Source organism: Ochrobactrum quorumnocens (genome assembly GCF_002278035.1).
Lineage (GTDB): Bacteria > Pseudomonadota > Alphaproteobacteria > Rhizobiales > Rhizobiaceae > Brucella > Brucella quorumnocens.
Genome location: NZ_CP022604.1, coordinates 70,706 through 95,925 on the forward strand (window position 1 = coordinate 70,706; position 25,220 = coordinate 95,925).

A 25,220-nucleotide genomic window follows, 5' to 3' on the forward strand; every position below is an offset into this window, starting at 1 on the left:
ATCAGCCATTCATGACCAATTATGTTTTCGCGCCCTCACCGCAGACTTTTGTGCCTGTGAAGGGCACTGAAGAACGTTTTCCCGTGCATCGCATATATTGCGTGGGCCAGAATTATGCCGATCACGCCATCGAAATGGGCGGCGATCCAACCCGTAATCCGCCTTTTTTCTTCCAGAAAAACCCAGATAACCTTGTGATTGATGGTGGCGATTTCCCCTATCCGCCAAAGACCGAAGACGTGCATCACGAGATCGAGCTGGTTGTGGCGCTCAAGAAAGGCGGCAGCGATATCTTGGTCGAGACGGCACTTGATCATGTCTATGGCTATGCGGTCGGTATTGATATGACGCGGCGCGATTTGCAAGCTGTAGCTAAAAAGGCCGGTCGCCCGTGGGAAGTGGCGAAAGCCTTCGAACATTCAGCACCTTGCTCGGCCATCGTGCCGGTGTCTGAAGTCGGTCATCCGCAATCAGCCGCAATTACGCTGAAAATCAATGGCGAGCAGCGTCAGGCAGGTGATCTCAACCAGATGATCTGGAAAGTGCCCGAAACCATCGCGTATCTTTCGTCTCTCTTTGTCTTGCAACCGGGTGATCTGATATATACCGGCACACCGGCCGGTGTGGGTGCCGTGAAGCGGGGAGACATTCTGCAGGGAAATGTGGATGGTGTCGGCACGATTTCGGTGAAAGTTGTTTGACGAAATCCTGTCCTGAAACGGCCAGAAACAGCCAGAAATGATTGGCGTATCGAGAACCTTTCGAAGGAGGAATGATGAGCACCTATCTTCCCGTTGACATACATGACGCCCTTGAGCGCTTTATCAACGAAAAGCATCCCGGTCTGAACCAGACCGAGGCCATCATCCATATTTTGCGTAAATCGCTCGTGCAGCAAGGATACCTTGCAGCACCGTCAGAACATGGTACACCGCCCGAAGATTTGAACGCCACAAACGACGATTGAACATGAACAAGACACCACAGGACGGAGCCGGCCACAAAGCCGCCCTCGGTCGCCGCCTTCTGCTTTTGACGATATTGGCGATTTTGCTGACATGTGCGCTCGTCTGGATGAGCATTTATCTGTTCGATCCCGATGGTGGTCTCGGCCTGGATGACTTTGGAATTTTCGCGCATGAATTCAATGCGATAGATACGATGCTGCCGCGTATTTTGTAAGGTTTAAGAGCGTTCTGTTACCGATTGAAATATTCATTTTGACACGTCCGTGACGTTCTGGGCTTTCGCTTCACGTATTTTGCGTGGTAGATGACGGTTATCGATTGAAAGAATATTGACTGAACCGGGTCGCAAAACGGACCCGCTCAAGCCAAGAGGGTCTTATGGCATTCGAGGACATCAAGGCGGAAATTGCTCTGCTGTTTGAGCAGATGGTTAACCAGCCGCAGGACGTTCATGAGATTCGCGAGACAGTTCGCGAAAAGCTCAATGCGCTCAAAGCCACAGGCATGCCTCTACCAGCCGATCTGGTTGAACTCGAAAAACGTATCGAACAAGATTTCGATTCATAGGATCGGTCACTCATGCGTATAAAAGCTCAATCAAAACCGCTTTCTCTGACCTTTCTTAAAGGCGTTCTTCTCCTTGGTTGTGCAGTTGCTCTCAGCGCCTGTAACACGACAAGTGACGGAAAGCCTGCAAAGACCGCACTGATTTCGCCAGCTGAAAATTCAACGGCTACCGCATCTGCAACGGGCGACACGGCAACTCCAGCCGCAGGCGCAACCACAGTTGCGGATGCGGCTACTCCTGCTGATGGAATGCAGACAGTTGCATCGCTGGAAAACCCGGTTCTCCCGACCAATGTCCCTATTCCGGGCATTCGCGGCCAGTCCGAGCCAATGATGGCCTATGCTGGTGCGCAGGCGGAAGCCTCTCCAGCTTCCATGGCTGCTAACATGGCGTTTGAGACACCCGATCACGCGCCGGAAGAACTCGATGCGCTGATTACCAAATATTCTGTTGCCTATGATGTGCCGGAGCGTCTGGTGCGCCGCGTTGTGCATCGCGAAAGCCGCTTCAATCCGGGCGCGCGCAATGGACCATATTGGGGACTGATGCAGATCAGCCATCCAACTGCGCGCGGCATGGGTTATAAGGGCAATGCCAAGGGCCTTCTCGACGCCGAAACAAATCTGAAATACGCGGTTCGTTACCTCTCGGGTGCCTATAAGGTTGCCGGTGGTGATGAAGGTCAGGCCGTTCGCTTCTATGCACGCGGCTACTATTACGATGCTAAGCGCAAGGGATTGTTGCAGGAAACCGGGCTTGATGGCAGCTGGAAGCGTACCGGTCCGACCCGCGATGCTGCCGCTGCGTCATCCGAAACGGCAACTCTGCCAGATGCAGCTGTTGCTCCGTTGCCAGGTGTCGCACCAATTCAGGCTTCCTATACGCCTTCCGCGCAATAGCCCCATCCGACAAACTGTCATCTTGACGCTGCAAAGCGATGGCAGTTTGCTGTCTTACAGCGGTTCCAGTTAATATTGAATCGTTGGAACCGCTGTAACTATTTGTTTTTACGCATTTCCGAACGCAAAACCGGTTCCAACTTTTGCTGGAAATGCTTTAACAAAAGAGTGTTGCGGTGTCTCCCAAAACTGATGCCCACTTTTGGGAGACATGCCTTAAAGACGTGAGCGTGTGTGATGGATGTAAAACTGCCTTATCCAATTAAATGGAAATATGATCGGGCCGAGCTTTGGGCAGATGGTGTGGTCCATGTGCTGGGAGTGGCGCTTGCTTTTGCGGGTGCCATTGCAATGCTCATTTATTTCCTGCCGAACATGTCTGCAGCCACGTTGATCTCGTCCGGCGTCTATCTCGCGAGCTTGCTTGCAGCACTCGGAATTTCTGCGGTCTATAATATCTGGCCGGTTTCACCCACCAAATGGTTCCTGCGTCGCTTCGATCACTCGGCGATCTATCTGCTGATCGCTGGAACTTATACGCCCTTTGCTGTCCATATGGGTGATCGCGCCATACCACTTTTGCTCTTTGTGTGGAGCGTGGCTTTTGTTGGCATCATGCTCAAGCTGTTCATGCCGGGTCGCTTTGATCGGTTGTCGATCCTGCTTTATCTGGCATTGGGCTGGAGTGGTGTCATGGTCTATGACACCATGGTGCAATCATTGCCTTCGGCCGTGTTTTGGCTGATTGCGGCAGGCGGCATGGTTTATTCTCTGGGGGTGATCTTTCATGTGTGGGAACGCCTGCGGTTTCAGAATGCCATCTGGCACGGCTTCGTCGTGGTTGGCGCAGCACTGCATTATTGTGCGGTGTTCTTTGTAGGCACATGGAATTAGCTATTTTAGAGCACGTCCCGAAAAGTGGGAGCCGGTTTTCGAAACAAGATGTGCGTAAAAACAAATAGTTAGAGAATTTATCATGCTTCAACTTAATCCAGAAATGCTCTAGTGAAAATCGCGGGATTTCGGCATAATTCTTACGTTTCTCGGGTGATGCGCAGCCTGTGATGGCGCAATGAGCCGTTGCGGGTCGCGACCGCTTAAGTCGATCAGTGCGTTTGAATGGTCTTCGAGCTTTGCGGCCACCAGATGCACGACGCCTTCAGGGCTGCGCTGGACATGGCCTTCAATGCGGATGAGACGAGCGCCCATCACCTCACGGCGAAAAGCCTTCATGATTTTTGGCCAGACGACGATATTGGCAATGCCTGTTTCGTCTTCGATGGTGAGAAACACCACGCCCTTGGCGCTGCCGGGACGCTGGCGTACGGTGACAATACCGGCCACTTTCATGCGATGGCCATTGCCTCCCTCTTGCACGGCGTGACAGGTCGAGACTCCTGTCGCAGCCAGACCTTCGCGCAGATATTGTAGCGGATGTCCCTTGAGTGAAAGTCGCGTCGTCTCGTAGTCGGCAATCACATGTTCGGACGCTGCCATCGCTGGCAGGTGGGCTTTTGGCTCTTCCGCCAGTTCACTTGTTTCGGCGGCACGGAACAGTGGCAGTGTTTCATCATTGGGCAGACGACGTACGGCCCAGAGGGCTGCGCGCCGGTCAATGTCGAGTGAGCCGAAAGCATCGGCATCGGCAAGCAGCGTGAAGGCGCGCCTGTCAATCCGCAGGCGTCGATGCATGTCCTCAATGGTACGGTAAGACTCATGCCGACCGGCAATCAGAAGTTTTGCAGCATTTTCGGATAGTCCATCGATTTGGCGAAAGCCGAGCCGAAGCGCTGGTCGAATATCGAGCGTATCCTCCAGAATATTGTCCCACTGGCTTAAATTCACATCAACAGGCAACACCGTCACACCATGCTCGCGCGCATCGCGCACGATCTGGGCAGGCGCATAAAACCCCATGGGCTGGGAATTCAGAAGAGCTGCCGCGAACACCTCTGGATGATGGCATTTAAGCCATGCGGAAATATAGACGAGGTGCGCAAAGCTCGCCGCATGGCTTTCGGGAAAACCATATTCGCCAAATCCCTTGATCTGGTTGAAGCAGTTCTCGGAAAACGTCCGGTCGTAGCCACGGTTCACCATGCCGTCGATCATCTTCTCCTGCATGGTATGGATGGTGCCCATCTTGCGGAAGGTTGCCATGGCACGGCGCAACTGATTGGCTTCATCGGGCGTGAACTTTGCCGCCTCTATGGCAATACGCATGGCCTGCTCTTGAAACAGCGGCACGCCTTTGGTTTTCTCCAGAATATTGCGTAGTTCGTTGGGCTTCCCATGCTCTGGTGACGGAGAGGGGTATATCACCGGCTCCAAACCGTTCCGCCGCCGCAGATAGGGATGCACCATATCACCCTGAATAGGGCCTGGGCGCACGATGGCAACTTCAATCACCAGATCGTAGAATGTTCGTGGGCGCAGGCGTGGCAGCATGTTCATCTGTGCGCGGCTTTCCACCTGAAACACGCCGAGCGAATCGCCTTTGCAAAGCATGTCGTAGACGGCTTTGTCCTCGCGCGGCAGTGTGGCGAGCGTCAGCTTCTTGCCATCATAATGCTGAGGCTTATGCGTGTGAATGAGATCGAAGGCTTTGCGGATACAGGTAAGCATGCCAAGTGACAGCACATCGACCTTCATCAAGCCCACTTCGTCGATGTCGTCCTTGTCCCATTCGATGAAGGAACGTTTGTCCATCGCCGCAGGACCGATTGGCACAGTCTCGTCCAGGCGGTCACGGGTCAGCACAAAGCCGCCGACATGTTGCGAAAGATGGCGTGGAAAGCCGATCAGCTCCAGCGCCAGTTCTACTGCACGCCTTATGATCGGGTTGTCGGGGTCAAGCCCCGCCTGTCGGATATGCTGTTTGTCGATCCCACCGCCCGATATGCCCCAGACTGTATTTGCAAGCGCGCCTGTGACGTCTTCGGTCAGTCCCAGTGCCTTGCCGACATCACGAATGGCGCTGCGCGAACGATAACTGATAACAGTCGCTACAATGGCCGCACGATCAGTGGAATAACGTTCATAAACATATTGCATGACCTCTTCGCGCCGCTCATGCTCGAAGTCGACGTCGATATCCGGCGGTTCCTTGCGCTCGGCCGAAATGAAACGCTCAAACAGAAGATCCACTTCAGTCGGGTCCACGCCGGTAACGCCTAAACAGAAGCAGACCACGGAATTGGCTGCTGAGCCGCGCCCCTGACACAAAATTTTCTTGGAGCGCGCATATTGCACAATGTCATTGACGGTTAGAAAATAGGCCGCATAGTTGAGCTGTTCGATCAGCGCTAGTTCCTTGTTGATCAGCCCTTTGACCTTTTCCGGTATCGTATCCGCACCATAATGCCGGGCAGCACCCTCCCATGCGAGATCATGCAGATGCTGTTGCGGTGTCTTGCCTGGTGGCACTGGCTCATCAGGATAATCATAGCTCAGTTCATCGAGCTGGAAGGTGATGGGGGTAGTGAAGTCGGACGTGGCATCGATTGCTTGCGGATAGTTTCGAAACAGCCGCACCATCTCATGGGTTGGTTTCAGGTGGCGCTCGGCATTTTTCTCAAGCAGCCGACCAGCGGCAAAAACGGATGTGTGATGGCGTGTTGCGGTCAACACATCCTGTAAAGCGCGGCGGTCGGGATGATGATAAAGCACGTCATTAGTGGCGAGAAGAGGCACACCGGTTTCGGCTGCAATACGGGCAGTCTGTTCTGCGCGTCGTCCGTCCTGCCCCTGATGCGGCATGGCAAGCGCCAGCCAGACGCAGCCGGGTGCTGCGGTAGCGATGCCTGCCAACCGGGTTGAAAACTCAAGTCCCGGATTTTCGGAAGGAAACACAGCGATCTGGAATTGTCGTGCCCGAAACTGTAAGTCTGCCCAAAGAAGATGGCATTCGCCCTTGATTGCAGCGCGTGTCTTGCCCTCTGTGAGCAACCGGCAAAGCTGACCATAGGCTGAACGATCACGCGGATAAACCACCATCTCCGGCGTTCCGTCAATGAAGGTCAGTCGGCAACCGATGAAAAGCCGGAAGCTGCACGTGTCGCGAAAACTCTTCCAGGCAGCGTGCGCCCGTACCACCCCGGCCAGCGTGTTACGATCGGCTATTCCTATACCGGATAGCCCAAGTGCATAGGCTTGCTCCACCAGTTCCTGCGGATGCGATGCACCACTGAGGAATGAAAAATTGGAGGTCGCAGCCATTTCATAATAGCGGTTTATCATGCGAATAACCCATGCAGGAACCAGCGTGGCAGGTTATCGCCCACATAAAGCCCCTCGCGAAAAATCCAGAATCGCTGGCCGTCTTCGTCTTCAACCCGATAATAATCGCGCAAGTCCTGGGCTGTCTGACCGATAGAGAGCCACCATTCCTGTTCTATCCGCTCAGGTCCTTCGGCAAGACGCACATGATGACGGACCCGACGCCATATGAAGAACGAGGGTGGACTGTCGGGTACTTCGGCTGTTGTCTCAATCAGCTGTGGTGGATGAAACAGCTTTATAGGTCGTGCAGGCGGATCGCCTGGCAGGACGGCAGCACTTTGATAACTTGCCTCATTTTGACGCGTCGAATGAAGAGCAGCTCGCAGGCCAAAGGCACGCTCTGGCATATGGGTATCTCGTGGAAATGTGACCAGAACGCGCTGTGGACCCAGCCGTGCTGACAATCGATCAATGAGCTGGCTGAAGCCGGCATCGTCTTCTTCGTGCTGATCAAGTCCGGTCTGATGCTGCGCGAGTGTGATGCTGCGAAGGGCGGCAAGCCGGATCATGTCGAAGCCGAAACCCGCGTCGAGCGGATCTGTCAGCGCATTCAGCCGCTCGCGCGCAAGACGCCAGAAAATCCGGATGTCGCGCAAAGGCTGACCCGTTTCAATCCGAATATGGCGAACCTGACCATCCACCCGAAAAAAAGATGCTTCAATGAGGACTGCGCCCTTACCGTCTTTTTCAAGCCTCGCGAACAGTTCCTGTGCCAGTTCCTGTAATATCTGCTCAATAAGCTCCATGACGGTGATCGGCTCCGAAAGCCTGTGCTCGACAGTGGCAAGCGACATCATACGCAGTGGCGAAATCGGCGCGCGCGTCTGCCGTGCCAGTCGGTCAAGCTTGGCCGCAAGATCAGGACCGAAACGGGCCGTAAGGGCAGAGCGCGGAAGCTGCATGACGTCGCCAAGGCGCTTGAGGCCTGCACGTTTGAGACCCGTCTCACTGGCCTCTGCCAGTTCAAGGGAAGAAAGCGGCAGGCGAGGCAAAAGCGCATCGGCTTGTGCCAGGTCAAACACACCGCCTTTGGTTCCGCGCGCCAGAAGCCGTGCGGCAAAAGCATTATCGGCAATCGCTGCCTGTACGCACAAGCCTGCTCGTTCCATGCGCTTCGTCACATCAATACGCATGGCTGCAAGCCCACCGAAGAGGTGGGCACAACCCGTAATATCAAGCATCAAACCATGCAGCGGGTCGAACGCCACAAGTGGCGTGTAACGCTCGCACCAATGAGCAAGGTGATTGACGAGAGCTGCATCGCGCTCCGGCATGGCAGGTGCCACATCAAGCATCTCCACCCGTGCGCGTGCATCAGTCAGCGCCATGCCGGGAAAGATGCCGAGCGTGGCTGCAGCTGCATCCACTGCTGTCACTCGTAGCGCATTGGCGGTGCGTTCAGTGACGACAAGCGGCAGATTACGCACAGCTTCAGGCGATGCGACGCGGCGTAACCGATCCGTCGGCAGAAAGGGGAACCAGAGTGCGAGGAACGAACGCTCGGCCTGCTCTTTCTCTTGCACCAAATTCAAGGGTTTCATTGTTCCATTCCATGATCCACTGACCACATGTGCCGTGGCGATTCCGCTCCAGAACGGCTGCAAAGGCAGGTTTTCCTGGCGCATTTGCCCCACTGGTCTGCGACGGAGCAGGGGCTATACGCCAACGGCTGACAGCGGCACTTTGCACTGCACTCCGATGGCTACGCAGTAAAATCGCTGGAAGCTGGGCCGTCTCGGTCGCTAGAAGCAGACGGCGCGAGGCTGTGAGATCGAGACACTTCGGTTTGCCTGTCACTGAGGCAACGATGCCCGCAACGAGGTACGCTGCCTTGCTGCCGTTGCCTGCTTCCAATACATCACCCGCCGCCTTCAACACGTCTTGTGCAGTGGGGCATCGCACAATCAAAAGACGCGACGGATCAATACCGAAGGCATGAAGGCCCGGAGGATAAAGTCCGCCATATTCGTTTGATGCGCTTTCTTCCTCGATCCATATGATCGGCCTTTGTGCCTGCGAAGCCCGCAACGCAAGCGCCAGTGCAAAGCCAGTTGCCGCCATATGTGCGCTGGGGTTTTCAGCAAAAACCTCATGCAGCGCATCGCCTGCAAGACCATGCGGAAAAGCATCATCTGTACCGGGAAAACCAAGTGTGAAGCTGCGCGCACGTCCGAAGCCCGTGAGTGCCTCATTTGCAAAACTGTCTTGTGGGTCGTTGCCTTCAATGGCCGTAACCATGCGCCGCAACGCCGCGATGTCGATGCCGCTCACGTTTAGATTCCATCGTTTGTTCTCTATATGTTCTAGTATTGAATCGTGTGAAGCAAGAGTCAAGCGGCATCAGCTGTGAGGAAATGTGGATAAGAAAAATGCTCCGTTTTAGAGGGTATTTCGATCTGGTTTTATCAGATAGCCTCTCTAGGCTCCAAACCCAATTAAACATTTGATCAAATTACTTCTTCATGATTCACTCTCCTGATAACGGGAGTTTTGGAGCATGGCAGGAGAATTCTGGCTTGATGATCGGCAATGGGCAGTGATCGCTCCTTTGCTTCCAACGAACCAACCCGGCGCGCATCGAACTGACGACCGCCGGGTGATTAGCGGCATCATCCATGTGCTGCGCACTGGCTGTCGGTGGCAGGATTGCCCCGCTGTCTACGGTCCCTCGACAACCATCTACAATCGTTTCCATCGTTGGTCTGCCAAAGGCATATGGCGGCAACTATTCGAAGCACTGGTGCAGACGACCAATCGCGACATTCACATGATCGACAGCACCACCGCAAAGGCGCACCGATCTGCTGCTGGCGGAAAAGGGGGGCGGAAGCTCAAGCCATCGGTCGATCGCGAGGCGGCAGATCGACAAAAATACATGCTGTTGTCGATGGTTGTGGCCGCCCAGTCGCACTGAGAATAACCCCTGGGCAGCGCGGTGACGCTCCCATTGCCATCCCACTGCTTGAGCCACTGCCGCCAAGCAACCTGTGCGCTGCCGATACGGCTTACGATAGCAACGCGTTACGCGATTTTCTCAAAGCTCGCGGCACTGAACCGGTCATTCCAAATAATCCGACCCGTAAGCGGATCAAACCTTTCAACCCAATTGCCTACCGCCGCCGAAACATCATCGAACGCACCTTTTGCCGCCTCAAGGACTGGAGGAGGGTCGCGACACGATATGACAAGCTCATGCTGAACTTTACAGCCACATGCTATATCGCTGCCATCGTCACATGGTGGCTCAATTGAGTCTGGACCCTAAGGCGGAGCATTTATAGCCGCGGATCTATCAGGTCAGGCTGCTTCTTTGAAAGGCACAGCTGCCAATTGCGCAAGATGGCCGGGAAGATCAGTGCCTGCGCCTGTTGCATTGATGGTGTCAAAATAATCGTGCCAGCCGGTAGCAGTGATTCCGGCAATCAACATATCGAGTGCTGCTTCGTCTGGAAAACGCCAGATGGCAAAGAAGCTCTGTTTCGGTGCATAAGGCTTTGTTGCATCAACGGGACCTAGAGCCAGGGCTTCGATACCAAGAGCTGCAAGACCACCCATACCTACGCCGACTTTTTCAAAGAAGGCTTGCCTGTCTTCAGGGCTCAGTGCGTGCCAGCTCGATTTCGGAGAATAAAGCTCGGCGAGATAATAGGTCATGTCATTTCCCTTAAGGTGTCGTTGATCTTGAAAGAGCGTCCCGCATCGGTGCGGCTCCAGATGCGACGTAGCAATGTGCTCAGAAGTTGTTGTTCGCCGAGAGAAAGATCGCTCATCAGGCTTGCAATCCACGTCGTATGCTCATCGAAAAGCTGTTGCGCCAGTTGGGCGCCTTCGGGAGTCAGCTGGATAGTCAGCTTACGGCGATCTTGCATGTCGGAATGACGCTTGACGAAGCCATCCCGCTCCAGCCCATCCAGCAGGCCGGTGATCGTCGCGCGTGTTACACCCGCGCGCTCTGAAAGTGTGTGCGGAGAAAGGCCATCAGGTGCGTTCTGCAACAAAAACAACAGAACAAACTTACCTTCAGAAAGCTTGTGGGGCGCGAGCCTATTGGCGCAATCCCGGTCTATTGCCGCAGCTAGAGATAAGACCTCAAAACAGGTTTTGAGGTCGCCCATAGAAGGGCTGTTCCGACGTTTCAGTTCGCTCAACAGGGCGTGATGTTTTTGCTCTATAATATCCATACGGCACCATATAGTATGGCGCCATATTAAAATCAATTCATTTTATGATACAACGATGATTGAGAAAACCTGATAAACGCGTATATACGAAACATATATATTTCGCATACGGATCACTTAACTGGGTAGGGCTATGGGCATTGTGAAAATTGACGACGAACTGCATGAGGAAGTGCGCAAGGCGAGCGATGTCATGTGTCGCTCGATCAATGCACAAGCCGAATACTGGATGAAAATCGGCATGCTGGCGCAGGCCAATCCCGACATGTCATTCAATGAAATTGTTCAGATGCAATTGCGTGCAGCGCAGGTAGAGCTTTCCGTCATGGTGGTCAGGCCAACATGACCAAGACGTCTGCCGAAGTGGAAAAGATGGCAGTATCGGGAGCATTGCTGGCCTCGGTTTTTGCGCTCCTTGACCGCACGCCGCTTGCTGGCATGACAACGATGCAGGTGAATGATCTGGTCGAGGATTACATCACGCGGGATCTGAATGCGCGACCCGCCAGTAAAGGGCAGTATGATTATCCCTATGTGTTGAATGCCTCGAAGAACGAGGTCGTCTGCCACGGGATGCCATCGAATGATGACACAATAGAGAATGGCGAGATCATCAATTTCGATATCACGTTGGAGAAGGATGGCTATATCGCCGATTCCAGTAAGACTTACATGATTGGTGAAGTTGCTCCCTTTGCCTCGCGGTTGGTCCGTGTGACTTATGAGGCACTGTGGAAGGGGATTGCCGCTGTGCGTCCCGGTGCAACGCTGGGCGATATTGGCTATGCCATCGAGCGATACGCCAAGCGTCATGAGTACAGTGTGGTGCGCGAATATTGCGGGCATGGTATTGGACGCGAGATGCATGAGGAGCCGCAGGTTCTGCATTTTGGCAAGCCGGGCACAGGTGAGCGTTTGCGTGAAGGTATGGTGTTCACCATCGAGCCAATGCTCAATCAAGGCGCAGCCAAGGTGAAGACGAAACAGGACGGCTGGACGGTGGTAACGCGCGACGGAAAATTGTCGGCGCAGTTCGAGCATACTGTGGCTGTCACTGCCAATGGCGTTCGGGTGCTGACCTTGCGCCCCGGCGAGGAAAAGATGCTGGCGGGTATCAAGCACGCCAGCTGAATCTCAACCAATCCTGCCAGTCATCCAAAGTAGCGAAACAATCGTTCCACCTATGCTCATTCCTGCTGCAAGAATGGTTCCTAAAATGACTGGCGCGAGCTTCAGAAAGGAAACGTGAGGTGATACTTCCAGCTGGAAATTCGCACGGATATTTTCAGGATTAAGACAGGTAATCTCGTAATCACCCGACACGTTGCAATCAAAATAACCCAAGGCGTGAGCAGCATAGCCGCGCATATCTGTACGCCTGACGCTTAGCAGAGAACGGCTCGCGGAATGATAGGGAACCCGTGTGCCAGACGCGCGTGCTTTGATAGTGAATTGGGCTGAGAAATAAGCCGTTCCTGTGAGAACAGTGAACGGCGGAAACACGATGCTGATCATATATCGCCCTACCTTTGGCAAATGAAAATTTTGCGTCTGGCTATCAGCTGGAAAACGGTAACGGACATTAGGCGCAATGATTTTCCATAGGATGGAAACGCAGCGGATCAGCAGATAAATGCCGAGTAAAATACAGGCAGGCAGGGCCAGATAGAGAAGCAAAATCTCATGCCTCATGTCTGTGTGTCTTTTAGGTATTCTTGAATTGAAAAGCCCGCCGGGAGGCGGGCTTTTTGTCGTGCTTTTAAAGGCCTAGCGACGGTCGCGTGCTGCGAGTGTACGCAGACGAAGTGCATTGAGCTTAATGAAGCCTGCTGCGTCCTTCTGGTCGTAAGCGCCCTGATCGTCTTCAAATGTGACGAGCTTGTCGGAATAAAGCGACTTATCGCTTTCACGGCCAGTCACGATCACATTGCCCTTATAGAGCTTGAGCGTGACTTCGCCTTCAACGTGGCGCTGGCTGAGGTCGATAGCGGCCTGCAGCATTTCGCGCTCTGGTGAGAACCAGAAGCCGTAATAGATCAGCTCTGCATAACGTGGCATCAGCTCATCCTTGAGGTGCGCAGCCCCTCGGTCGAGCGTGATCGATTCGATGGCACGGTGGGCAGCCAGCAGGATCGTTCCACCTGGGGTTTCGTAGACACCGCGCGACTTCATGCCGACGAAACGGTTTTCAACAAGGTCTAAACGACCGATGCCGTTGTCTCGGCCATAATCATTGAGCTTGGCAAGCAGTGTGGCAGGCGACAGACGTTCGCCATTGATCGAAACGGCATCACCCTTTTCAAAGCCAATCTTGATGATGGTTGGTGTATCAGGTGCTGATTCTGGCGAAATCGTACGCATGTGCACATATTCTGGCGCTTCGATTGCCGGATCTTCCAGAACCTTGCCTTCAGACGAAGAGTGCAGCAGGTTTGCGTCAACCGAGAACGGCGCTTCGCCCTTCTTGTCCTTGGCAACCGGGATCTGGTGCTGTTCAGCAAATTCGAGCAGATGCGTGCGGCTCTTGAATGTCCAGTCGCGCCATGGAGCGATGATCTTGATGTCCGGGTTCAGCGCATAAGCGGAAAGCTCAAAGCGAACCTGATCGTTACCCTTGCCGGTTGCGCCGTGCGCAATAGCGTCGGCGCCGGTCTTCTTGGCGATTTCAATGAGGTGCTTGGAGATCAGCGGGCGGGCAATCGATGTGCCGAGCAGGTAGACGCCTTCATAAACGGCATTGGCGCGGAACATCGGAAAGACGAAATCGCGCACGAATTCTTCGCGCACGTCCTCAACGAAGATTTCTTTGATGCCCAGCATTTCAGCTTTCTTGCGTGCTGGTTCAAGCTCTTCGCCCTGGCCAAGATCGGCGGTAAAGGTGACGACTTCTGCGTTAAGCTCAGTCTGCAACCATTTCAGGATGATCGAGGTGTCGAGACCGCCGGAATAGGCGAGAACGACCTTTTTAACGTCTTTCAGCTTGCTCATAGTTCACTTCCGTCTGAGATGCGATTGTAGCCCAAAGGGCTGTAGAACAGGATGTTGCAGTTCTTTTATCAGTTGCTAAGCCGCGCGCAAGCCGGATGGCGCTTTGTCGGCGAAAAGAAAGCTTCATCTGCCAATATGGACAGTCTTGACTGCCATCTTGATTTGTAACTATAAAAGTTACATGATTAAATCAAGCAATCCATTTACCGATCCGCAGGTTGTCGCGCATTATGTAGAAGGGCCGCCGAAGGCTGTGCCGGGTTTTCGGGATATGCAGCGCATGACTCGTTTGCTGCTTGCTGAACACGTCCCCGATACCGCACGTATTCTGGTGTTGGGCGCGGGTGGTGGTCTTGAACTCAAGCTATTTGCTGAAAATCATCCGCATTGGACCTTTGAAGGTGTCGATCCTTCCGCAGAAATGCTGAAATTGGCGCGGCAAAGTCTTGGCCCTAATACGGACCGCGTGAATTTCCAGGAAGGCTATATCGACAGCGCAGCTCTGGGACCGTTCGATGGAGCAGTCTGTTTGCTGACCATGCATTTTCTGGATGAGAAAACGCGCAAACAAACTCTTGCAGACGTTTATCGACGTCTGAAACTCGACGCACCATTTATCATGGCGCATTTCAGTTTTGAGCAAGAGGATGCTGATGAGCGAGCATTGTGGCTGTCGCGCTATTCTGCCTTTTTGAATGATTCCGGTGTCGATCTGGCAAGTGCAGTGAAAGCCAGTGCTGCAATCAATGAGCGTTTGCATATTCTTACGCCGCAACAGGATGAGACGCTGATACATGATGCGGGCTTCAAAAATCTGAGCCTTTTTTATGCGTCTTTCACCTATCGCGGGTGGGTCGCATACGCATAAATAAGAGTCTCCAAGAAGGCTTAAAAAATCCTATAGCGGCGGAAATGAATTCGCGTTAGCTTGCCGCGAATTCTCGGAGTGCCTCTCGATGTCTTTTCTGACAAATCTGACCTTCATTCCCGAATGGACCATCTTCGTCCAGTTCGTGATCGCCACTGCAATTTTATCCATAACGCCTGGCCCGGATATGACGCTTTTTGTCGGTCGTGCCTTGTCTGAAGGTAAGGCAGCCGGTTTTGCCTGTATGGCAGGCGCAAGCACCGGCATTGTTGTGCATACGAGCATGGTAGCGCTTGGGCTTTCAGCGCTCATCCTCGCTTCGCCTGCAGCCTTCACTGCATTGAAGGTGGTGGGTGCAGTTTATCTCGTCTGGCTTGCAGTGCAGGCGATCCGCAAAGGTTCGGCATTCTCGCCGGAAAAAAACGGCGGCAAGAAGCATACGCTGGTTCAGAATTGGGCGACGGGGCTTGGCATCAATCTGCTCAACCCGAAGATCATTCTGTTCAACATGACCTTCCTGCCGCAGTTTGTTTCCGCACATGATCCGCACGCCATGGGAAAACTGTTCTTCCTTGGCCTGTCGTTCATTCCGCTAGCGCTGCCTTTCACCATTCCTATGGTGGTTGCAGCAGACAGGTTTGCCGGTCTTCTCAAGAAAAACCCAACGGTCACACGGATTGTGGATTGGCTTTTCGCCGGTGTTTTCTCAGCGTTCGCGCTGAAAATCATCACCGCACAGGCTAAGTAAATCGCTATTCAGCCGGGCGGGCTAACAATCGTCCGGCTTTGCGACCGGCAATCAGCCAATAAACGAAGCCGCCGACAATGCCAGAGCAGGCGACGGTGGTGTAAAGCATGACAGAGAATGAATCGATCGGTTCCATCTGCCATGTGAAAAGGCCGATTGAGATCATGGCAAACAAGCTGATCAACAGTCCACCTACGCAATAGAAAAGCGAAGATGTTACAGGCTTGGTCTCACTATAGATGACCATTCCAAGTACTGGGAAAAAGCTGAATACGCCTGCAATACCTGCAAAGAAGAATCCACCCAAGTGCAATGCAGCCTGAAAACCTTCAGAGCCCCAATTTCCAACAAAAGGGTTGAAAGCGGCGTTACCATCAACATCGTGTCGGAGCAACGCGTTGAGGTCGAACTGGCCGTAAAGAACCGCGGCAAGAAAATAGCCTGCGGCGAGAACCGCGCAGCAATAGCCGAAAACAATAACAACAAAACGCGTGATGTAATCGAATGTATCGGTCAAACGCGCTTAGTCTCCGTGTCCGGCAATCATCATGGCTTCGAGCGCCAGACGTTCGCTCTTGCGCATGCGTTCCGATTCCGACTTCAATTGACCGCAGGCAGCAAGGATATCACGGCCGCGCGGGGTACGGATCGGCGAGGCGTAGCCTGCAGCATTCACGTAATCAGCGAAGCGTTCAATGTGCTCCCAGTCGGAACACTGGTAGTTGGTGCCAGGCCATGGGTTGAATGGGATCAGGTTGATCTTGGCAGGAATCCCGCGCAAAAGCTTTACCAAAAGCTTGGCGTCTTCCATGCTGTCATTCACATCCTTGAGCATCACATATTCAAACGTAATGCGCTTGGCATTCGACAGACCCGGATATTCGCGGCAAGCCTTGAGGAGTTGTTCCAGCGGGTATTTTTTGTTGATCGGTACCAGAAGGTCACGCAATTCATCACGCACCGCATGAAGCGAAATTGCCAGCATCACGCCGATTTCTTCGCCGGTGCGGTAGATTTCTGGCACAACGCCTGAAGTTGAAAGCGTGATGCGGCGCTTGGAAAGCGCTAACCCATCGCCATCAGACGCAATCAGCAGAGCCTTTTTCACTTCCTCGAAGTTATAAAGCGGCTCGCCCATACCCATCATAACGATATTGGTAACTTTGCGTCCCTCGGCCGGAACGATGGCGCCGTCTGGCGTGTTCGTGTCTGGAAAATCGCCAAGCCGGTCCCGGGCCGTCATCAACTGTGCCAGAATTTCTTCTGAGGTGAGATTACGTACCAGCTTCTGTGTGCCGGTATGGCAGAAAGTGCAGGTCAGCGTGCAGCCCACTTGTGAGGAAATGCAGAGCGTACCGCGACCTTCTTCAGGAATATAAACGCATTCGATTTCGACGGGGCGTCCAGCGCCACGAGGCGGAAAGCGGAACAGCCATTTGCGCGTGCCATCCTGCGAGATTTGTTCTTCAACGACTTCCGGACGCGCAATGGTGAAATGCTGGGCCAGAAGAACGCGCAGGTCCTTGGAGATATTGCGCATATCTGCAAAGTCGGACACGCCGCGCACATAGAGCCAATGCCAGAGCTGCGCGATGCGCATCTTGACCTGCTTTGGCGTCACGCCGACCTTGAGCAGCTCCTCGGCCATTTCTTCACGCGACATGCCGATGAGCGACGGCTTTTGCTCCATATTTGCGCGCACATGGCGGGCAAGCTGGTCGCGCGTATCATCAATGGTTAAGTCGAATGAAATGGACATCTGTTTTCAACTGTTGAGGACGCCGCATAAAGCGCGCCGATAAACACTACCGATTACATGGATATATGGGCTCGTTCATTTGATTATGCGAGCCTGTTGCGCGCGGACATAGCACACAATATTCGCTCCGTCATCCCGCTCTATGTTTTAGCTGATATGCAGTATGATAGGTTCGGTATCGAAAAGAAAAGCCGGAGCGGAGCCCCGGCTTAGTAATTTAGCTTGAACCGACTGGCTTATTTGCACTTCTGAATGGCTGCGAGTGCTGCCGAAATGCCTTTGAGCGAATAGGTGTAATTGGTCTTGGTGCCGCGCTTGGACTGTGCCTGCACTTTCATATCTGAACCACCGCGCATCGCTGCAATCAGCTGTGGCTCTTCGGCGGCGTTTTCCATCCAGCCGGATTTGCCGTTGACGAACATTGTAAAATTGCGGTTTCCAATGGTGACGATGACCTTGGCATTCGCATTGGCGTTCAGCTCGTAGCCAGCCATGAACTGTGGCTCAAAGCTGATGTTCTGCCCTGGCTTCTGGCTCACGAGGAAGAAGTTGTCGCCGTGATCAACATTGGCTGGCGCTTTCTGCGTCGGAACGGACAGGACATAGCAAACCTTGCCATTGCCTGACTGATAGCTGTAGGCGCCCCAGGCGTCGAACTGCTTAATCTGGGTCGGTGTCTGGGCGAGAGCCGAGCCCGCCATTGCAATCGTGAACACCGAAGCCGCGACGATCGATTTTCCAAGCATGGTTTTTTACCGGTTCTCTTTCGTTTGCTTCAAAGTCGAATATCGGGATGTCGCCGTTCAACACGCCGTCCCGTTTGGTGACCCTTAATGTGCCTTAATCTGGGTTACCAAACGGTGAAGTTTTGAAAGAAAACTTGAGCAGTCAGGCCAAGGCCCCGCGATCCCGTTGCCAACTTCATCCAAAAGAAAGCGGCAAGAGTTTGTCATATCGCGTCAATGCATCATCATCGTGATGATGCCCCATAACAAAAATGTGAAGACTGGAGGTTGCTTTAAGCTGCCTCTTCCTCGTCGCGCAGGGCCTCACGGGCGGCAATTTTATGTGCCGGGGTAATATGCGTGCGAACTGCAGTCAGAGCCGCCATCAGCACTGCAATATCATCGGTAAAGCCGATGCCGACCAACATATCGGGGATGACATCGAAAGGCAGAACGAAATAGGCAAGCGCTGCCATCAGTGTCATACGCACGCGCGTCGGTGTGTTCTGGTCGAGCGCACAATAATAGGCAGCCACGACCTCATCCATGAACGGGACCATGCGACCGGCACGGCGTGCGGTCTTCCAGAATCCTTTTTTCACCCGCTCGCTGCGATTGTTGAAGTCGCCCTCATCGCCGGGTTCGAGGATTTCATCAATTTTGACGCTATCCATCTTTCGTTCAAACTCCTGTCAGCCAGTTAACGCGCTTTTTACCGCACACTTCGTCCGAAAACTGTTTCACTTTTTCGGGATGCGGTTTTTAGCTAAGACATGACGATACTGCAGATGGGAATATTGCGACCACTTTTCAAGATTTGGGGTTGTGGTTCCCCTGAGAGAACCGTCAGCTACACCAACTCTCCCAAATCACAGGAATATAGCCTTAGCCAAAACGGAGCGGTTTCTCGATCTGCCCGATCTGATTAAGTGGAGATTTTCTATGCATCTAACCGGCTATGGCGAAAACTTTGTGCGCACCGACCGGTCAAGTCAGTTCTATCGCGGTCATCAACTGGCCGCGGCACAGGATATTGGCGATCAGGTCAATATCGATGTAATGGATGGCATTTGCTACGACATTACCGCCTATATGCGGTTCCTACTGGGCGCTGGTATTTCAGAGCATACATTACGCGGCACATCTGGACAAAACTGGATTCCGTTGCTGAATTTCAAAGCTGGAGAGCTGTGGAATGGCTATTCGGCGCTACCCTATGGACGAGCAATCGGCTTCTATGATGTCAGAGCCGGGCACATATTTCATTCGGCCATTGCCATTGGTGACGTTTTTATCAGAAGCGTGAATGGCGGTGCGTTGGGGCAGAACTGGAACGAAAAGGTCGATCTGGCGAAGGTGCTGCCTTACTCATGCCGAAACCGTGATGGCAGCTTCAACTTCCAGAAAAAGATTATTATAGTTTATATTTCAAAGGTTTGAATAGATTCAGATAAATGTATTCATCTTGCGCGCTAATTTGATATCAAGTTCCGTGATACCGTTTTCACTATGGGTCGAAAGCGTAACATCGACACGATTATAGACATTGAACCATTCTGGATGGTGGTCGAGCTTCTCGGCGTGAAGCGCTACGCGTGTCATGAAGCCGAAAGCCACATTGAAATCCTTGAACTTGAAAGTTTTTTGGATGGCTTCGCGGCCTTCGACTTTCTGCCAGCCTTCAAGGTCAGTGAGCGCTTCTTTCAGCTCTTCTTCTGTCAACCTGTTGCGTGCCATCGTCTTTTGCCTATGTTGGGTCCCTGGTATCAACTTATCATAGCTGCGAGAGTTTCGTGACCCATTCAGCCCCGACCAGTATCCTTTTTGTCTGTGCAGGCAATATCTGCCGTTCGCCGCTTGCAGAAGGTGTGATGGGCGAAGTGCTGAAACAGCGCAGAATTGATCATGTGCTGATCGATTCTGCGGGTACAAATGGTTATCACACAGGCGAAGAACCTGACGATCGTTCGATCCGGGTTGCTGCACGTCATGGTCTTGATATCTCAGCCCAACGTTGCCGTCAGCTGATCGCCGCTGATTTCACGCGTTTTGATCTTATTTTGGGTATGGATCACTACAACATGCGGATGATCGGCCAGCGACAGCCAGCAAACGCGAGTGCCCGTGTCGGACTTCTCACCGACATCGCCGAAGGAAGGCCGGTTGAAATCCCCGATCCTTATTACGGTCAGATCGGGGATTTCGAAGAGGTTTACCGGATGATCCTGGCGTCTTCCAATGCGTTGGCTGACCAGTTCTGGCGTGATGCAGCGATCAAAGGCCAGGCCTCTTCAACAACGTAAGGTCCACCGCCCACAGAATCACGTGACGACATCAACACGAAGCGACCTACTTTGAAGGGTAGTGTCGAGAAGTTGCCGCGTGAAGAGAGATAATGCACCACATCATCAATGCGGGCATTTCTCAATCGCGCCAAAGTCACATGGGGTATGAATTTGCGCGGATCGGCAGGAATGCGAAGCCTCTGGCAGATGCGTTCGATTTCACCTTGCAATGCGTTGAGTTCAGATGAGGGGGATACGCCCGCATAGATGCTGTGCGGCTTTTTGGAGCCAAAAGCATCGACACCCGACAGGTTGAGCATGAATTCGGGACGCCTTACGCGATCAAGCGCATTGGCAATCTCATCGGCCACGTGGCCTTCCACATCTCCAATAAAACGCAGGGTTATGTGGTAGTTTTCGACATCAATCCAGCGCGCGCCGGGAAGACCGCCTCGTAATAACGAGAGCGAAAGCGCGGCGTCGCGCGGGATTTCGAGGGCAGTAAAGAGACGCGGCATAAGGCATCCTCCTCGAATCGTTCTACATCTTCTAGCGAATCATTCTTCGCTGTCGGAGGCAAGCTGTTTATCTCGCCCCACAATATCAACCGCCGGATGTCCCCGTCTTTTGTATATCCTTCAGGTTCTTCTCGATCATAGGCAAAAACTTCGCGACCATGGTTTCAATCCCTTTTTCATTGGGATGCATGCCATCTTCCAGCTGTAATTCCTTTTGTGCGGCAACGCCTTCCAGAAAGAAGGGATAGAGTGGCACGCCGTATTTCTGGGCGAGCTTGGGATAGATCGGATTGAATTTATCAGCGTAATCCTTGCCCATATTGGGCGGCGCCATCATGCCTGCGAGGATAACGGAGATGCCGCGTGTCTTAAGGCGCGACAACATTTCATCGAGATTTTTCTCGGTGATGTCAGGTGAAATTCCCCGCAATGCGTCATTAGCACCAAGTTCAAGGATCACCAGGTCGGTGCCATCGGGGATCGACCAGTCGATGCGAGCAAGGCCGCCGGTGGTTGTGTCGCCCGACACGCCCGCATTCTCAATGGTGACTTCGTAGCCCTTTTCATCAAGCACTTTTTCAAGCTGCTGCGGGAATGCCGCATTGGAAGGCAGAAGATATCCCGCCATTAAACTATCGCCGAAACCAACAATTTTCACCTGCGCCAGCTGCTCGGTAGGCAGTGCGTCTTCGAGTCCAGTCGGCTCTTCCTGAGCGTGTGCGATAGGCAAGCTTGTGGCAAGAAAATATCCAACTATCGCAAAAATCGACAGCCATGCCGGGATCGAGAGTTTGAAACGCATTGTCAGCAACCCATATCTAGCAACAAGGTAGGAAAATCACCCGAAGAACTTCTCCTCGGACTTCTCTTCAATTTCTGGCGCAAAACAAGTTCAATTTTGTGGCGCGCTTTGGCTCTTCAATATTCATATAGGAAGAAAAACGCGTGACGGAACAGGTGACTCCCCCGATTTTTGGCCCGATTATTGAACTTGAGAACGTTCATCTCACACTTGGACATGCAGCTTCATCGGTCCATGTCCTCAAGGGCGTTTCACTTTCAATTGCCCAGGGACGGTCCGTCGGCATCGTAGGTCCATCGGGTTCGGGTAAGTCTACCCTTTTGATGGTTCTGGCTGGTCTTGAGCATGTCGATAACGGAAGTGTGAAGATTGCAGGCGAGACAATCAGCAAGATGACCGAGGATCAAGCCGCGGCATTCCGCGGTGCCAATATCGGGATCGTCTTCCAGTCCTTCCACCTCATTCCCAATATGACAGCGCTGGAAAATGTTGCCGTGCCTCTGGAACTTGCCGGACGCAAGGATGCATTTGAAGTGGCCGAACGAGAGCTTATTGCTGTCGGTCTTGGCGAGCGCCTCACGCATTATCCTTCAGAGCTTTCTGGTGGTGAGCAGCAACGCGTGGCGATTGCCCGTGCACTTGCGCCAAGCCCCAAAATCCTGATTGCGGATGAACCGACAGGTAATCTCGATACGGCGACGGGTCGCCAGATTACTGATCTGCTGTTTTCCAAGCAGCGCGAAAACGGTTTGACCATGGTGCTGGTCACACATGATCCGTCTCTGGCTGCACGCTGCGACCATGAGATCCCAGTGCGTTCAGGACGCATTGAGGTGTCCGCCGCAGATGCTGTTGTTTTCGAAAAAGCGGCGGCTGGCGTATGAGATTTACGAAGTCTTTTTCACTCGCGCTGCGTTTTGCATTACGTGAAATGCGCGGTGGTTTATCCGGGTTCTATATTTTTCTCGCCTGTATCGCGCTGGGCGTCGCAGCCATTGGCGGTGTGAACTCCGTCGCGCGTTCTGTTAGCACAGGCATTGCTTCGGAAGGTCAGAGCATTCTCGGCGGTGATATGAGCTTTTCGCTTAATCAACGTGAGGCAAGCACGAATGAGCGCGCCTTTATCGAGCAGCAGGGCCGCTTTGCGGAAAGTGCCACCATGCGCTCCATGGCGCGCATACCGGACGGCACCGATCAGTCGCTCGTTGAGGTTAAGGCGGTGGATGCTGCCTATCCGCTCTATGGTGAGCTGAAAGTGCAGCCCCAGCAGTCGCTTGCGGATATGACCAAAGAGCAGGATGGGACCTATGGTGCTGCGGTCAGTCAGGATTTCCTCAATCGAATGGGCCTGTCGCTTGGTGCGAAAGTGCTGCTCGGCTCCGAAACCTTTGAACTGCGTGCTTTGATTGAAAGCGAACCCGATCTCTTATCATCGGGATTTAATTTCGCGCCGCGCTTTCTGGTCTCAATGGATGGTTTACGTGCTTCAGGACTGATCCAGCCTGGAAGCCTTGTCGATCATATCTACAAGGTTGCATTGCCAGATGGCGCGCCGGACTCAGCAATCGCGCAATTGCGTGAGCGGGCAGGTACCGATTTTCCGGATGCAGGCTGGAATATCCGTTCGCGCGCCAACGCCGCACCGGCGCTGAGCGCCAATATCGAGCGCTTCTCACAGTTTCTCACACTGGTCGGACTGACCGCCCTCATCGTTGGTGGTGTCGGGGTTGCCAATGCCGTTCGTGCCTATCTCGACGGCAAGCGCGGTGTGATAGCGACCTTCAAATCATTGGGTGCGCCTGCGCGCTTTGCCGTGCTGGTCTATCTGGTACAGATCATGGTGATCGGTCTCATCGGCATTGCAATAGGACTGGTTCTGGCGACGATCATGCCCTTTGCGGCGGCGGCAGCGCTCGCCAATTATCTTCCCGTCGCATGTGGAGGTGGCTTCTTCCCGGATGCGTTAGCACTTGCTGCAGTTTTCGGCCTCATCACGACTCTGGCCTTTGCAATCATACCGCTGGGCCGCGCGCGCAATATTCCGGCGACAGCACTTTTCCGCGAACAGGGTTTTGAGCAGCGTGGCTTCCCACCATTCCTTTATCTCAGCCTTGCTGTTTTGCTGATTGCGGCCTTGGCGGGGCTGGCGCTTTACGTCGCCTATGACCGCCGGATCGCGGCTATCTTTATCGTTTCGTCGATTGCAGCCTTCGGTGTTTTGCGACTGGTGGCTGACGCTATCCGCTGGCTTGCCCGCCGTGCACCGCGCATGCGTTCAACGGCCGTTCGCCTTGCGGTCGGCAATATTCATCGTCCAGGCGCGCTGACTCCTTCGGTGGTTTTGTCGCTCGGCCTCGGTCTTACACTCATGGTGGCGATTGCACTGATCGACGGCAATCTACGCCGTCAGGTGACGGAGAACATTCCTGCTCAGGCACCAGATTTCTTCTTTGTCGATATCCAGAACAACGACATCGGTGACTTCACCAAGCTTGTGAGCGGCATCGTGCCCGACGGCAAGCTTACCTCCGGTCCCATGCTGCGTGGACGTATTGTGGCCTTTAACGGCACGAATGTACGCGATATGACCATTCCGCCGGAAGCTGCTTGGGTATTGCGGGGCGATCGTGGCATCACCTTTGCCGACAAGGTTCCTGAAAATTCAACCCTCACAGAGGGGGCTTGGTGGCCAACAGATTATAGCGGCGAGCCGCTCGTGTCTTTTGCAGAACGCGAAGGCAAGGAGCTTGGCCTGAAGCTGGGCGATACCGTCACGGTTAATGTGCTTGGTCGCAACATCAATGCAAAAATTGCAAGTTTCCGGCAGTTGCAATGGGAAACGCTGGCGATGAATTTCGTCATGGTGTTTTCGCCCAATACCTTTGCCGGGGCCCCCGCCACTTGGCTTGCAACCTTGACCATTCCTGATGGTCAGAAGAACCTTGCGCCTGATGTGCTGCGACAGGTTACGAAAACCTGGCCAGCGATCACCACTGTCAGCGTGACGGATGCGCTTGATGTTGCCAATGATCTGATCAGTCAGCTTGCTACGGCAATCCGTGCGGCTGCATCGATTGCGCTTGCGGCCTCAGTGCTTGTGCTTGGCGGGGCCTTGGCTGCGGGCAATCGAGCCCGCGTTCACGATGCCGTTGTGCTTAAAACGCTGGGTGCCACGCGTGGCACGCTCATTGCCGCTTATATTGTCGAATACATGCTGCTCGGGCTTGCAACGGCGGTATTTGCACTGGTCGCAGGAAGTGCGGCCGGTTGGTATGTTGTGGTGGAAGTGATGAAGCTTAAAGCGCAGTTCCTGCCGGATGTGGCTCTGATGACAGTCGCGGTTGCACTGGTCCTCACCGTTGGTTTCGGCCTTGCTGGAACATGGCGAGTGTTGGGTCAGAAACCTGCAACCGTGCTGCGAACCATATGAACCATTTGTAATGTTTGGATCATAATTGGGCTAAATACCGGCTAAATGATTGGATAGCATGGAGAATGCGTTTGAGTTTTCAAGCTGCCTTATCACGATTTTTTACAGGTAGTACTTGTACGTAAGCTCTGAAATGCCCATAATAAACGCAGGCATGCTGGGGTCCCGCCAGCGGCGCCTGGGAGCGGCTCGAAATGAGC

At 53.5% G+C, this 25,220-nt stretch carries 28 protein-coding genes and 1 pseudogene; 15 read left to right on the forward strand and 14 right to left on the reverse strand.

Features of this window, described 5'->3' with window-relative positions; all coding sequences use genetic code 11:
• The first annotated feature begins 11 nt into the window (after positions 1–11).
• The 6 genes from CES85_RS09775 (at position 12) to trhA (ending at position 3,329) form a co-directional block, all read left to right on the forward strand.
• Complete coding sequence (locus tag CES85_RS09775) at positions 12–701, forward strand: fumarylacetoacetate hydrolase family protein (protein ID WP_095445832.1); 690 nt, start codon at positions 12–14, stop codon at positions 699–701.
• Between the two features lie 74 nt (positions 702–775).
• Positions 776–967, forward strand: a complete 192-nt coding sequence (locus CES85_RS09780; RefSeq protein WP_024898259.1) for a hypothetical protein — start codon at positions 776–778, stop codon at positions 965–967.
• 2 nt (positions 968–969) lie between these two features.
• Positions 970–1,182, forward strand: coding sequence for a hypothetical protein (locus tag CES85_RS09785; protein WP_095445833.1), 213 nt, complete (start codon positions 970–972; stop codon positions 1,180–1,182).
• Between the two features lie 164 nt (positions 1,183–1,346).
• A complete protein-coding gene (locus tag CES85_RS09790; protein ID WP_024898257.1) occupies positions 1,347–1,535 on the forward strand; it encodes a hypothetical protein in 189 nt (62 codons plus the stop codon).
• A gap of 12 nt (positions 1,536–1,547) precedes the next feature.
• Positions 1,548–2,435 carry a lytic transglycosylase domain-containing protein gene (locus CES85_RS09795; protein WP_095445834.1) on the forward strand — a complete coding sequence of 296 codons (888 nt, stop codon included), beginning with the start codon at positions 1,548–1,550 and terminating at the stop codon, positions 2,433–2,435.
• A 237-nt stretch (positions 2,436–2,672) separates the two neighbouring features.
• Entirely contained in the window at positions 2,673–3,329 is a 657-nt protein-coding gene (trhA, locus tag CES85_RS09800) for a PAQR family membrane homeostasis protein TrhA (RefSeq protein WP_095445835.1), read from the forward strand.
• A 108-nt stretch (positions 3,330–3,437) separates the two neighbouring features.
• Here the strand turns inward: trhA and CES85_RS09805 are convergent, their stop codons facing one another.
• From CES85_RS09805 to CES85_RS09815, 3 genes are read right to left on the reverse strand one after another with little or no spacing between them, the layout of a single operon-like run.
• A complete protein-coding gene (locus CES85_RS09805) occupies positions 3,438–6,674 on the reverse strand; it encodes an error-prone DNA polymerase (protein ID WP_421522209.1) in 3,237 nt (1,078 codons plus the stop codon).
• The gene (locus CES85_RS09810) at positions 6,671–8,257 is read right to left on the reverse strand and encodes a Y-family DNA polymerase (protein WP_095445836.1); all 1,587 of its coding nucleotides are present in this window, start codon (positions 8,255–8,257) and stop codon (positions 6,671–6,673) included. Before CES85_RS09810 ends, CES85_RS09805 begins: the two co-directional genes overlap by 4 nt.
• A complete protein-coding gene (locus CES85_RS09815; protein WP_095445837.1) occupies positions 8,148–8,987 on the reverse strand; it encodes an ImuA family protein in 840 nt (279 codons plus the stop codon). The genes CES85_RS09810 and CES85_RS09815 overlap by 110 nt, the downstream gene beginning before the upstream one ends.
• Before the next feature lie 226 nt (positions 8,988–9,213).
• Here CES85_RS09815 and CES85_RS09820 point away from each other — a divergent pair.
• Positions 9,214–9,899, forward strand: a pseudogene (locus CES85_RS09820) (IS5 family transposase); the annotation flags it as partial.
• A gap of 114 nt (positions 9,900–10,013) precedes the next feature.
• Here the strand turns inward: CES85_RS09820 and CES85_RS09825 are convergent.
• Both CES85_RS09825 and CES85_RS09830 read right to left on the reverse strand, forming a co-directional pair.
• The gene (locus tag CES85_RS09825; protein ID WP_095445839.1) at positions 10,014–10,370 is read right to left on the reverse strand and encodes a DUF6616 family protein; all 357 of its coding nucleotides are present in this window, start codon (positions 10,368–10,370) and stop codon (positions 10,014–10,016) included.
• Positions 10,367–10,897: a MarR family winged helix-turn-helix transcriptional regulator gene (locus CES85_RS09830; RefSeq protein WP_095445840.1), complete on the reverse strand. Its 531-nt coding sequence runs from the start codon at positions 10,895–10,897 to the stop codon at positions 10,367–10,369. The genes CES85_RS09825 and CES85_RS09830 overlap by 4 nt, the downstream gene beginning before the upstream one ends.
• A gap of 133 nt (positions 10,898–11,030) precedes the next feature.
• Here CES85_RS09830 and CES85_RS09835 point away from each other — a divergent pair, with 133 nt between their 5' ends.
• Together CES85_RS09835 and map are read left to right on the forward strand one after the other, a co-directional pair.
• Positions 11,031–11,243 carry a ParD-like family protein gene (locus CES85_RS09835; RefSeq protein WP_095445841.1) on the forward strand — a complete coding sequence of 71 codons (213 nt, stop codon included), beginning with the start codon at positions 11,031–11,033 and terminating at the stop codon, positions 11,241–11,243.
• On the forward strand, positions 11,240–12,028 hold the full coding sequence (gene map, locus CES85_RS09840) for a type I methionyl aminopeptidase (RefSeq protein WP_095445842.1): 789 nt from the start codon (positions 11,240–11,242) through the stop codon (positions 12,026–12,028). Before CES85_RS09835 ends, map begins: the two co-directional genes overlap by 4 nt.
• Positions 12,029–12,031: 3 nt before the next feature.
• Here map and CES85_RS09845 read toward each other — a convergent pair whose 3' ends face one another.
• Positions 12,032–12,589: a hypothetical protein gene (locus CES85_RS09845; RefSeq protein ID WP_208636300.1), complete on the reverse strand. Its 558-nt coding sequence runs from the start codon at positions 12,587–12,589 to the stop codon at positions 12,032–12,034.
• A gap of 75 nt (positions 12,590–12,664) precedes the next feature.
• A complete protein-coding gene (locus CES85_RS09850; RefSeq protein WP_095445843.1) occupies positions 12,665–13,885 on the reverse strand; it encodes an argininosuccinate synthase in 1,221 nt (406 codons plus the stop codon).
• 181 nt (positions 13,886–14,066) lie between these two features.
• On the opposite strand from CES85_RS09850, the gene CES85_RS09855 reads away from it, so the two are divergent.
• Positions 14,067–14,753 (forward strand): class I SAM-dependent methyltransferase, encoded by a 687-nt coding sequence (locus CES85_RS09855; RefSeq protein ID WP_095445844.1) that lies wholly within the window; start codon positions 14,067–14,069, stop codon positions 14,751–14,753.
• An 88-nt stretch (positions 14,754–14,841) separates the two neighbouring features.
• The gene (locus CES85_RS09860; protein WP_095445845.1) at positions 14,842–15,501 is read left to right on the forward strand and encodes a LysE family translocator; all 660 of its coding nucleotides are present in this window, start codon (positions 14,842–14,844) and stop codon (positions 15,499–15,501) included.
• A gap of 4 nt (positions 15,502–15,505) precedes the next feature.
• Here the strand turns inward: CES85_RS09860 and CES85_RS09865 are convergent, their stop codons facing one another.
• The 4 genes from CES85_RS09865 to CES85_RS09880 form a co-directional block, all read right to left on the reverse strand.
• The gene (locus CES85_RS09865) at positions 15,506–16,018 is read right to left on the reverse strand and encodes a hypothetical protein (RefSeq protein WP_095445846.1); all 513 of its coding nucleotides are present in this window, start codon (positions 16,016–16,018) and stop codon (positions 15,506–15,508) included.
• 6 nt (positions 16,019–16,024) lie between these two features.
• Entirely contained in the window at positions 16,025–17,260 is a 1,236-nt protein-coding gene (gene rlmN / locus CES85_RS09870; RefSeq protein WP_095445847.1) for a dual-specificity RNA methyltransferase RlmN, read from the reverse strand.
• Between the two features lie 236 nt (positions 17,261–17,496).
• The gene (locus tag CES85_RS09875) at positions 17,497–18,006 is read right to left on the reverse strand and encodes an invasion associated locus B family protein (RefSeq protein ID WP_024898243.1); all 510 of its coding nucleotides are present in this window, start codon (positions 18,004–18,006) and stop codon (positions 17,497–17,499) included.
• 272 nt (positions 18,007–18,278) lie between these two features.
• Positions 18,279–18,659, reverse strand: coding sequence for a YkvA family protein (locus CES85_RS09880; RefSeq protein WP_095445848.1), 381 nt, complete (start codon positions 18,657–18,659; stop codon positions 18,279–18,281).
• A 268-nt stretch (positions 18,660–18,927) separates the two neighbouring features.
• Here CES85_RS09880 and CES85_RS09885 point away from each other — a divergent pair, with 268 nt between their 5' ends.
• A complete protein-coding gene (locus CES85_RS09885; protein ID WP_095445849.1) occupies positions 18,928–19,425 on the forward strand; it encodes a hypothetical protein in 498 nt (165 codons plus the stop codon).
• Between the two features lie 6 nt (positions 19,426–19,431).
• Here the strand turns inward: CES85_RS09885 and CES85_RS09890 are convergent, their stop codons facing one another.
• Complete coding sequence (locus CES85_RS09890; RefSeq protein WP_095445850.1) at positions 19,432–19,722, reverse strand: 4a-hydroxytetrahydrobiopterin dehydratase; 291 nt, start codon at positions 19,720–19,722, stop codon at positions 19,432–19,434.
• Positions 19,723–19,778: 56 nt separating this feature from the next.
• On the opposite strand from CES85_RS09890, the gene CES85_RS09895 reads away from it, so the two are divergent.
• Positions 19,779–20,288, forward strand: a complete 510-nt coding sequence (locus CES85_RS09895; RefSeq protein WP_244923272.1) for a low molecular weight protein-tyrosine-phosphatase — start codon at positions 19,779–19,781, stop codon at positions 20,286–20,288.
• On the opposite strand, the gene thpR is transcribed toward CES85_RS09895, so the two are convergent.
• The gene (gene thpR / locus CES85_RS09900) at positions 20,198–20,788 is read right to left on the reverse strand and encodes an RNA 2',3'-cyclic phosphodiesterase (protein ID WP_095445852.1); all 591 of its coding nucleotides are present in this window, start codon (positions 20,786–20,788) and stop codon (positions 20,198–20,200) included. The two genes, CES85_RS09895 and thpR, sit on opposite strands and share 91 nt — an antisense overlap.
• Positions 20,789–20,873: 85 nt before the next feature.
• Positions 20,874–21,590, reverse strand: coding sequence for an arylesterase (locus CES85_RS09905; protein ID WP_095445853.1), 717 nt, complete (start codon positions 21,588–21,590; stop codon positions 20,874–20,876).
• A gap of 155 nt (positions 21,591–21,745) precedes the next feature.
• Between CES85_RS09905 and CES85_RS09910 the strand changes: the two genes are divergently transcribed.
• Both CES85_RS09910 and CES85_RS09915 read left to right on the forward strand, forming a co-directional pair.
• Complete coding sequence (locus CES85_RS09910) at positions 21,746–22,474, forward strand: ABC transporter ATP-binding protein (protein WP_095447822.1); 729 nt, start codon at positions 21,746–21,748, stop codon at positions 22,472–22,474.
• Positions 22,471–25,020 (forward strand): ABC transporter permease, encoded by a 2,550-nt coding sequence (locus tag CES85_RS09915; protein WP_095445854.1) that lies wholly within the window; start codon positions 22,471–22,473, stop codon positions 25,018–25,020. The genes CES85_RS09910 and CES85_RS09915 overlap by 4 nt, the downstream gene beginning before the upstream one ends.
• Positions 25,021–25,220 lie beyond the last annotated feature (200 nt).

What these genes read in the sequence shown, in the direction of transcription:
- CES85_RS09775 (WP_095445832.1), top strand. Translation starts at nt 12, where the DNA reads ATGACCAATTATGTTTTCGCGCCCTCACCGCAGACTTTTGTGCCTGTG.
- CES85_RS09780 (WP_024898259.1), top strand. Translation starts at nt 776, where the DNA reads ATGAGCACCTATCTTCCCGTTGACATACATGACGCCCTTGAGCGCTTT.
- CES85_RS09785 (WP_095445833.1), top strand. Translation starts at nt 970, where the DNA reads ATGAACAAGACACCACAGGACGGAGCCGGCCACAAAGCCGCCCTCGGT.
- CES85_RS09790 (WP_024898257.1), top strand. Translation starts at nt 1,347, where the DNA reads ATGGCATTCGAGGACATCAAGGCGGAAATTGCTCTGCTGTTTGAGCAG.
- CES85_RS09795 (WP_095445834.1), top strand. Translation starts at nt 1,548, where the DNA reads ATGCGTATAAAAGCTCAATCAAAACCGCTTTCTCTGACCTTTCTTAAA.
- trhA (WP_095445835.1), top strand. Translation starts at nt 2,673, where the DNA reads ATGGATGTAAAACTGCCTTATCCAATTAAATGGAAATATGATCGGGCC.
- CES85_RS09805 (WP_421522209.1), bottom strand. Translation starts at nt 6,674, where the DNA reads ATGATAAACCGCTATTATGAAATGGCTGCGACCTCCAATTTTTCATTC.
- CES85_RS09810 (WP_095445836.1), bottom strand. Translation starts at nt 8,257, where the DNA reads ATGAAACCCTTGAATTTGGTGCAAGAGAAAGAGCAGGCCGAGCGTTCG.
- CES85_RS09825 (WP_095445839.1), bottom strand. Translation starts at nt 10,370, where the DNA reads ATGACCTATTATCTCGCCGAGCTTTATTCTCCGAAATCGAGCTGGCAC.
- CES85_RS09830 (WP_095445840.1), bottom strand. Translation starts at nt 10,897, where the DNA reads ATGGATATTATAGAGCAAAAACATCACGCCCTGTTGAGCGAACTGAAA.
- CES85_RS09835 (WP_095445841.1), top strand. Translation starts at nt 11,031, where the DNA reads ATGGGCATTGTGAAAATTGACGACGAACTGCATGAGGAAGTGCGCAAG.
- map (WP_095445842.1), top strand. Translation starts at nt 11,240, where the DNA reads ATGACCAAGACGTCTGCCGAAGTGGAAAAGATGGCAGTATCGGGAGCA.
- CES85_RS09845 (WP_208636300.1), bottom strand. Translation starts at nt 12,589, where the DNA reads ATGAGGCATGAGATTTTGCTTCTCTATCTGGCCCTGCCTGCCTGTATT.
- CES85_RS09850 (WP_095445843.1), bottom strand. Translation starts at nt 13,885, where the DNA reads ATGAGCAAGCTGAAAGACGTTAAAAAGGTCGTTCTCGCCTATTCCGGC.
- CES85_RS09855 (WP_095445844.1), top strand. Translation starts at nt 14,067, where the DNA reads ATGATTAAATCAAGCAATCCATTTACCGATCCGCAGGTTGTCGCGCAT.
- CES85_RS09860 (WP_095445845.1), top strand. Translation starts at nt 14,842, where the DNA reads ATGTCTTTTCTGACAAATCTGACCTTCATTCCCGAATGGACCATCTTC.
- rlmN (WP_095445847.1), bottom strand. Translation starts at nt 17,260, where the DNA reads ATGTCCATTTCATTCGACTTAACCATTGATGATACGCGCGACCAGCTT.
- CES85_RS09875 (WP_024898243.1), bottom strand. Translation starts at nt 18,006, where the DNA reads ATGCTTGGAAAATCGATCGTCGCGGCTTCGGTGTTCACGATTGCAATG.
- CES85_RS09880 (WP_095445848.1), bottom strand. Translation starts at nt 18,659, where the DNA reads ATGGATAGCGTCAAAATTGATGAAATCCTCGAACCCGGCGATGAGGGC.
- CES85_RS09885 (WP_095445849.1), top strand. Translation starts at nt 18,928, where the DNA reads ATGCATCTAACCGGCTATGGCGAAAACTTTGTGCGCACCGACCGGTCA.
- CES85_RS09890 (WP_095445850.1), bottom strand. Translation starts at nt 19,722, where the DNA reads ATGGCACGCAACAGGTTGACAGAAGAAGAGCTGAAAGAAGCGCTCACT.
- thpR (WP_095445852.1), bottom strand. Translation starts at nt 20,788, where the DNA reads ATGCCGCGTCTCTTTACTGCCCTCGAAATCCCGCGCGACGCCGCGCTT.
- CES85_RS09905 (WP_095445853.1), bottom strand. Translation starts at nt 21,590, where the DNA reads ATGCGTTTCAAACTCTCGATCCCGGCATGGCTGTCGATTTTTGCGATA.
- CES85_RS09915 (WP_095445854.1), top strand. Translation starts at nt 22,471, where the DNA reads ATGAGATTTACGAAGTCTTTTTCACTCGCGCTGCGTTTTGCATTACGT.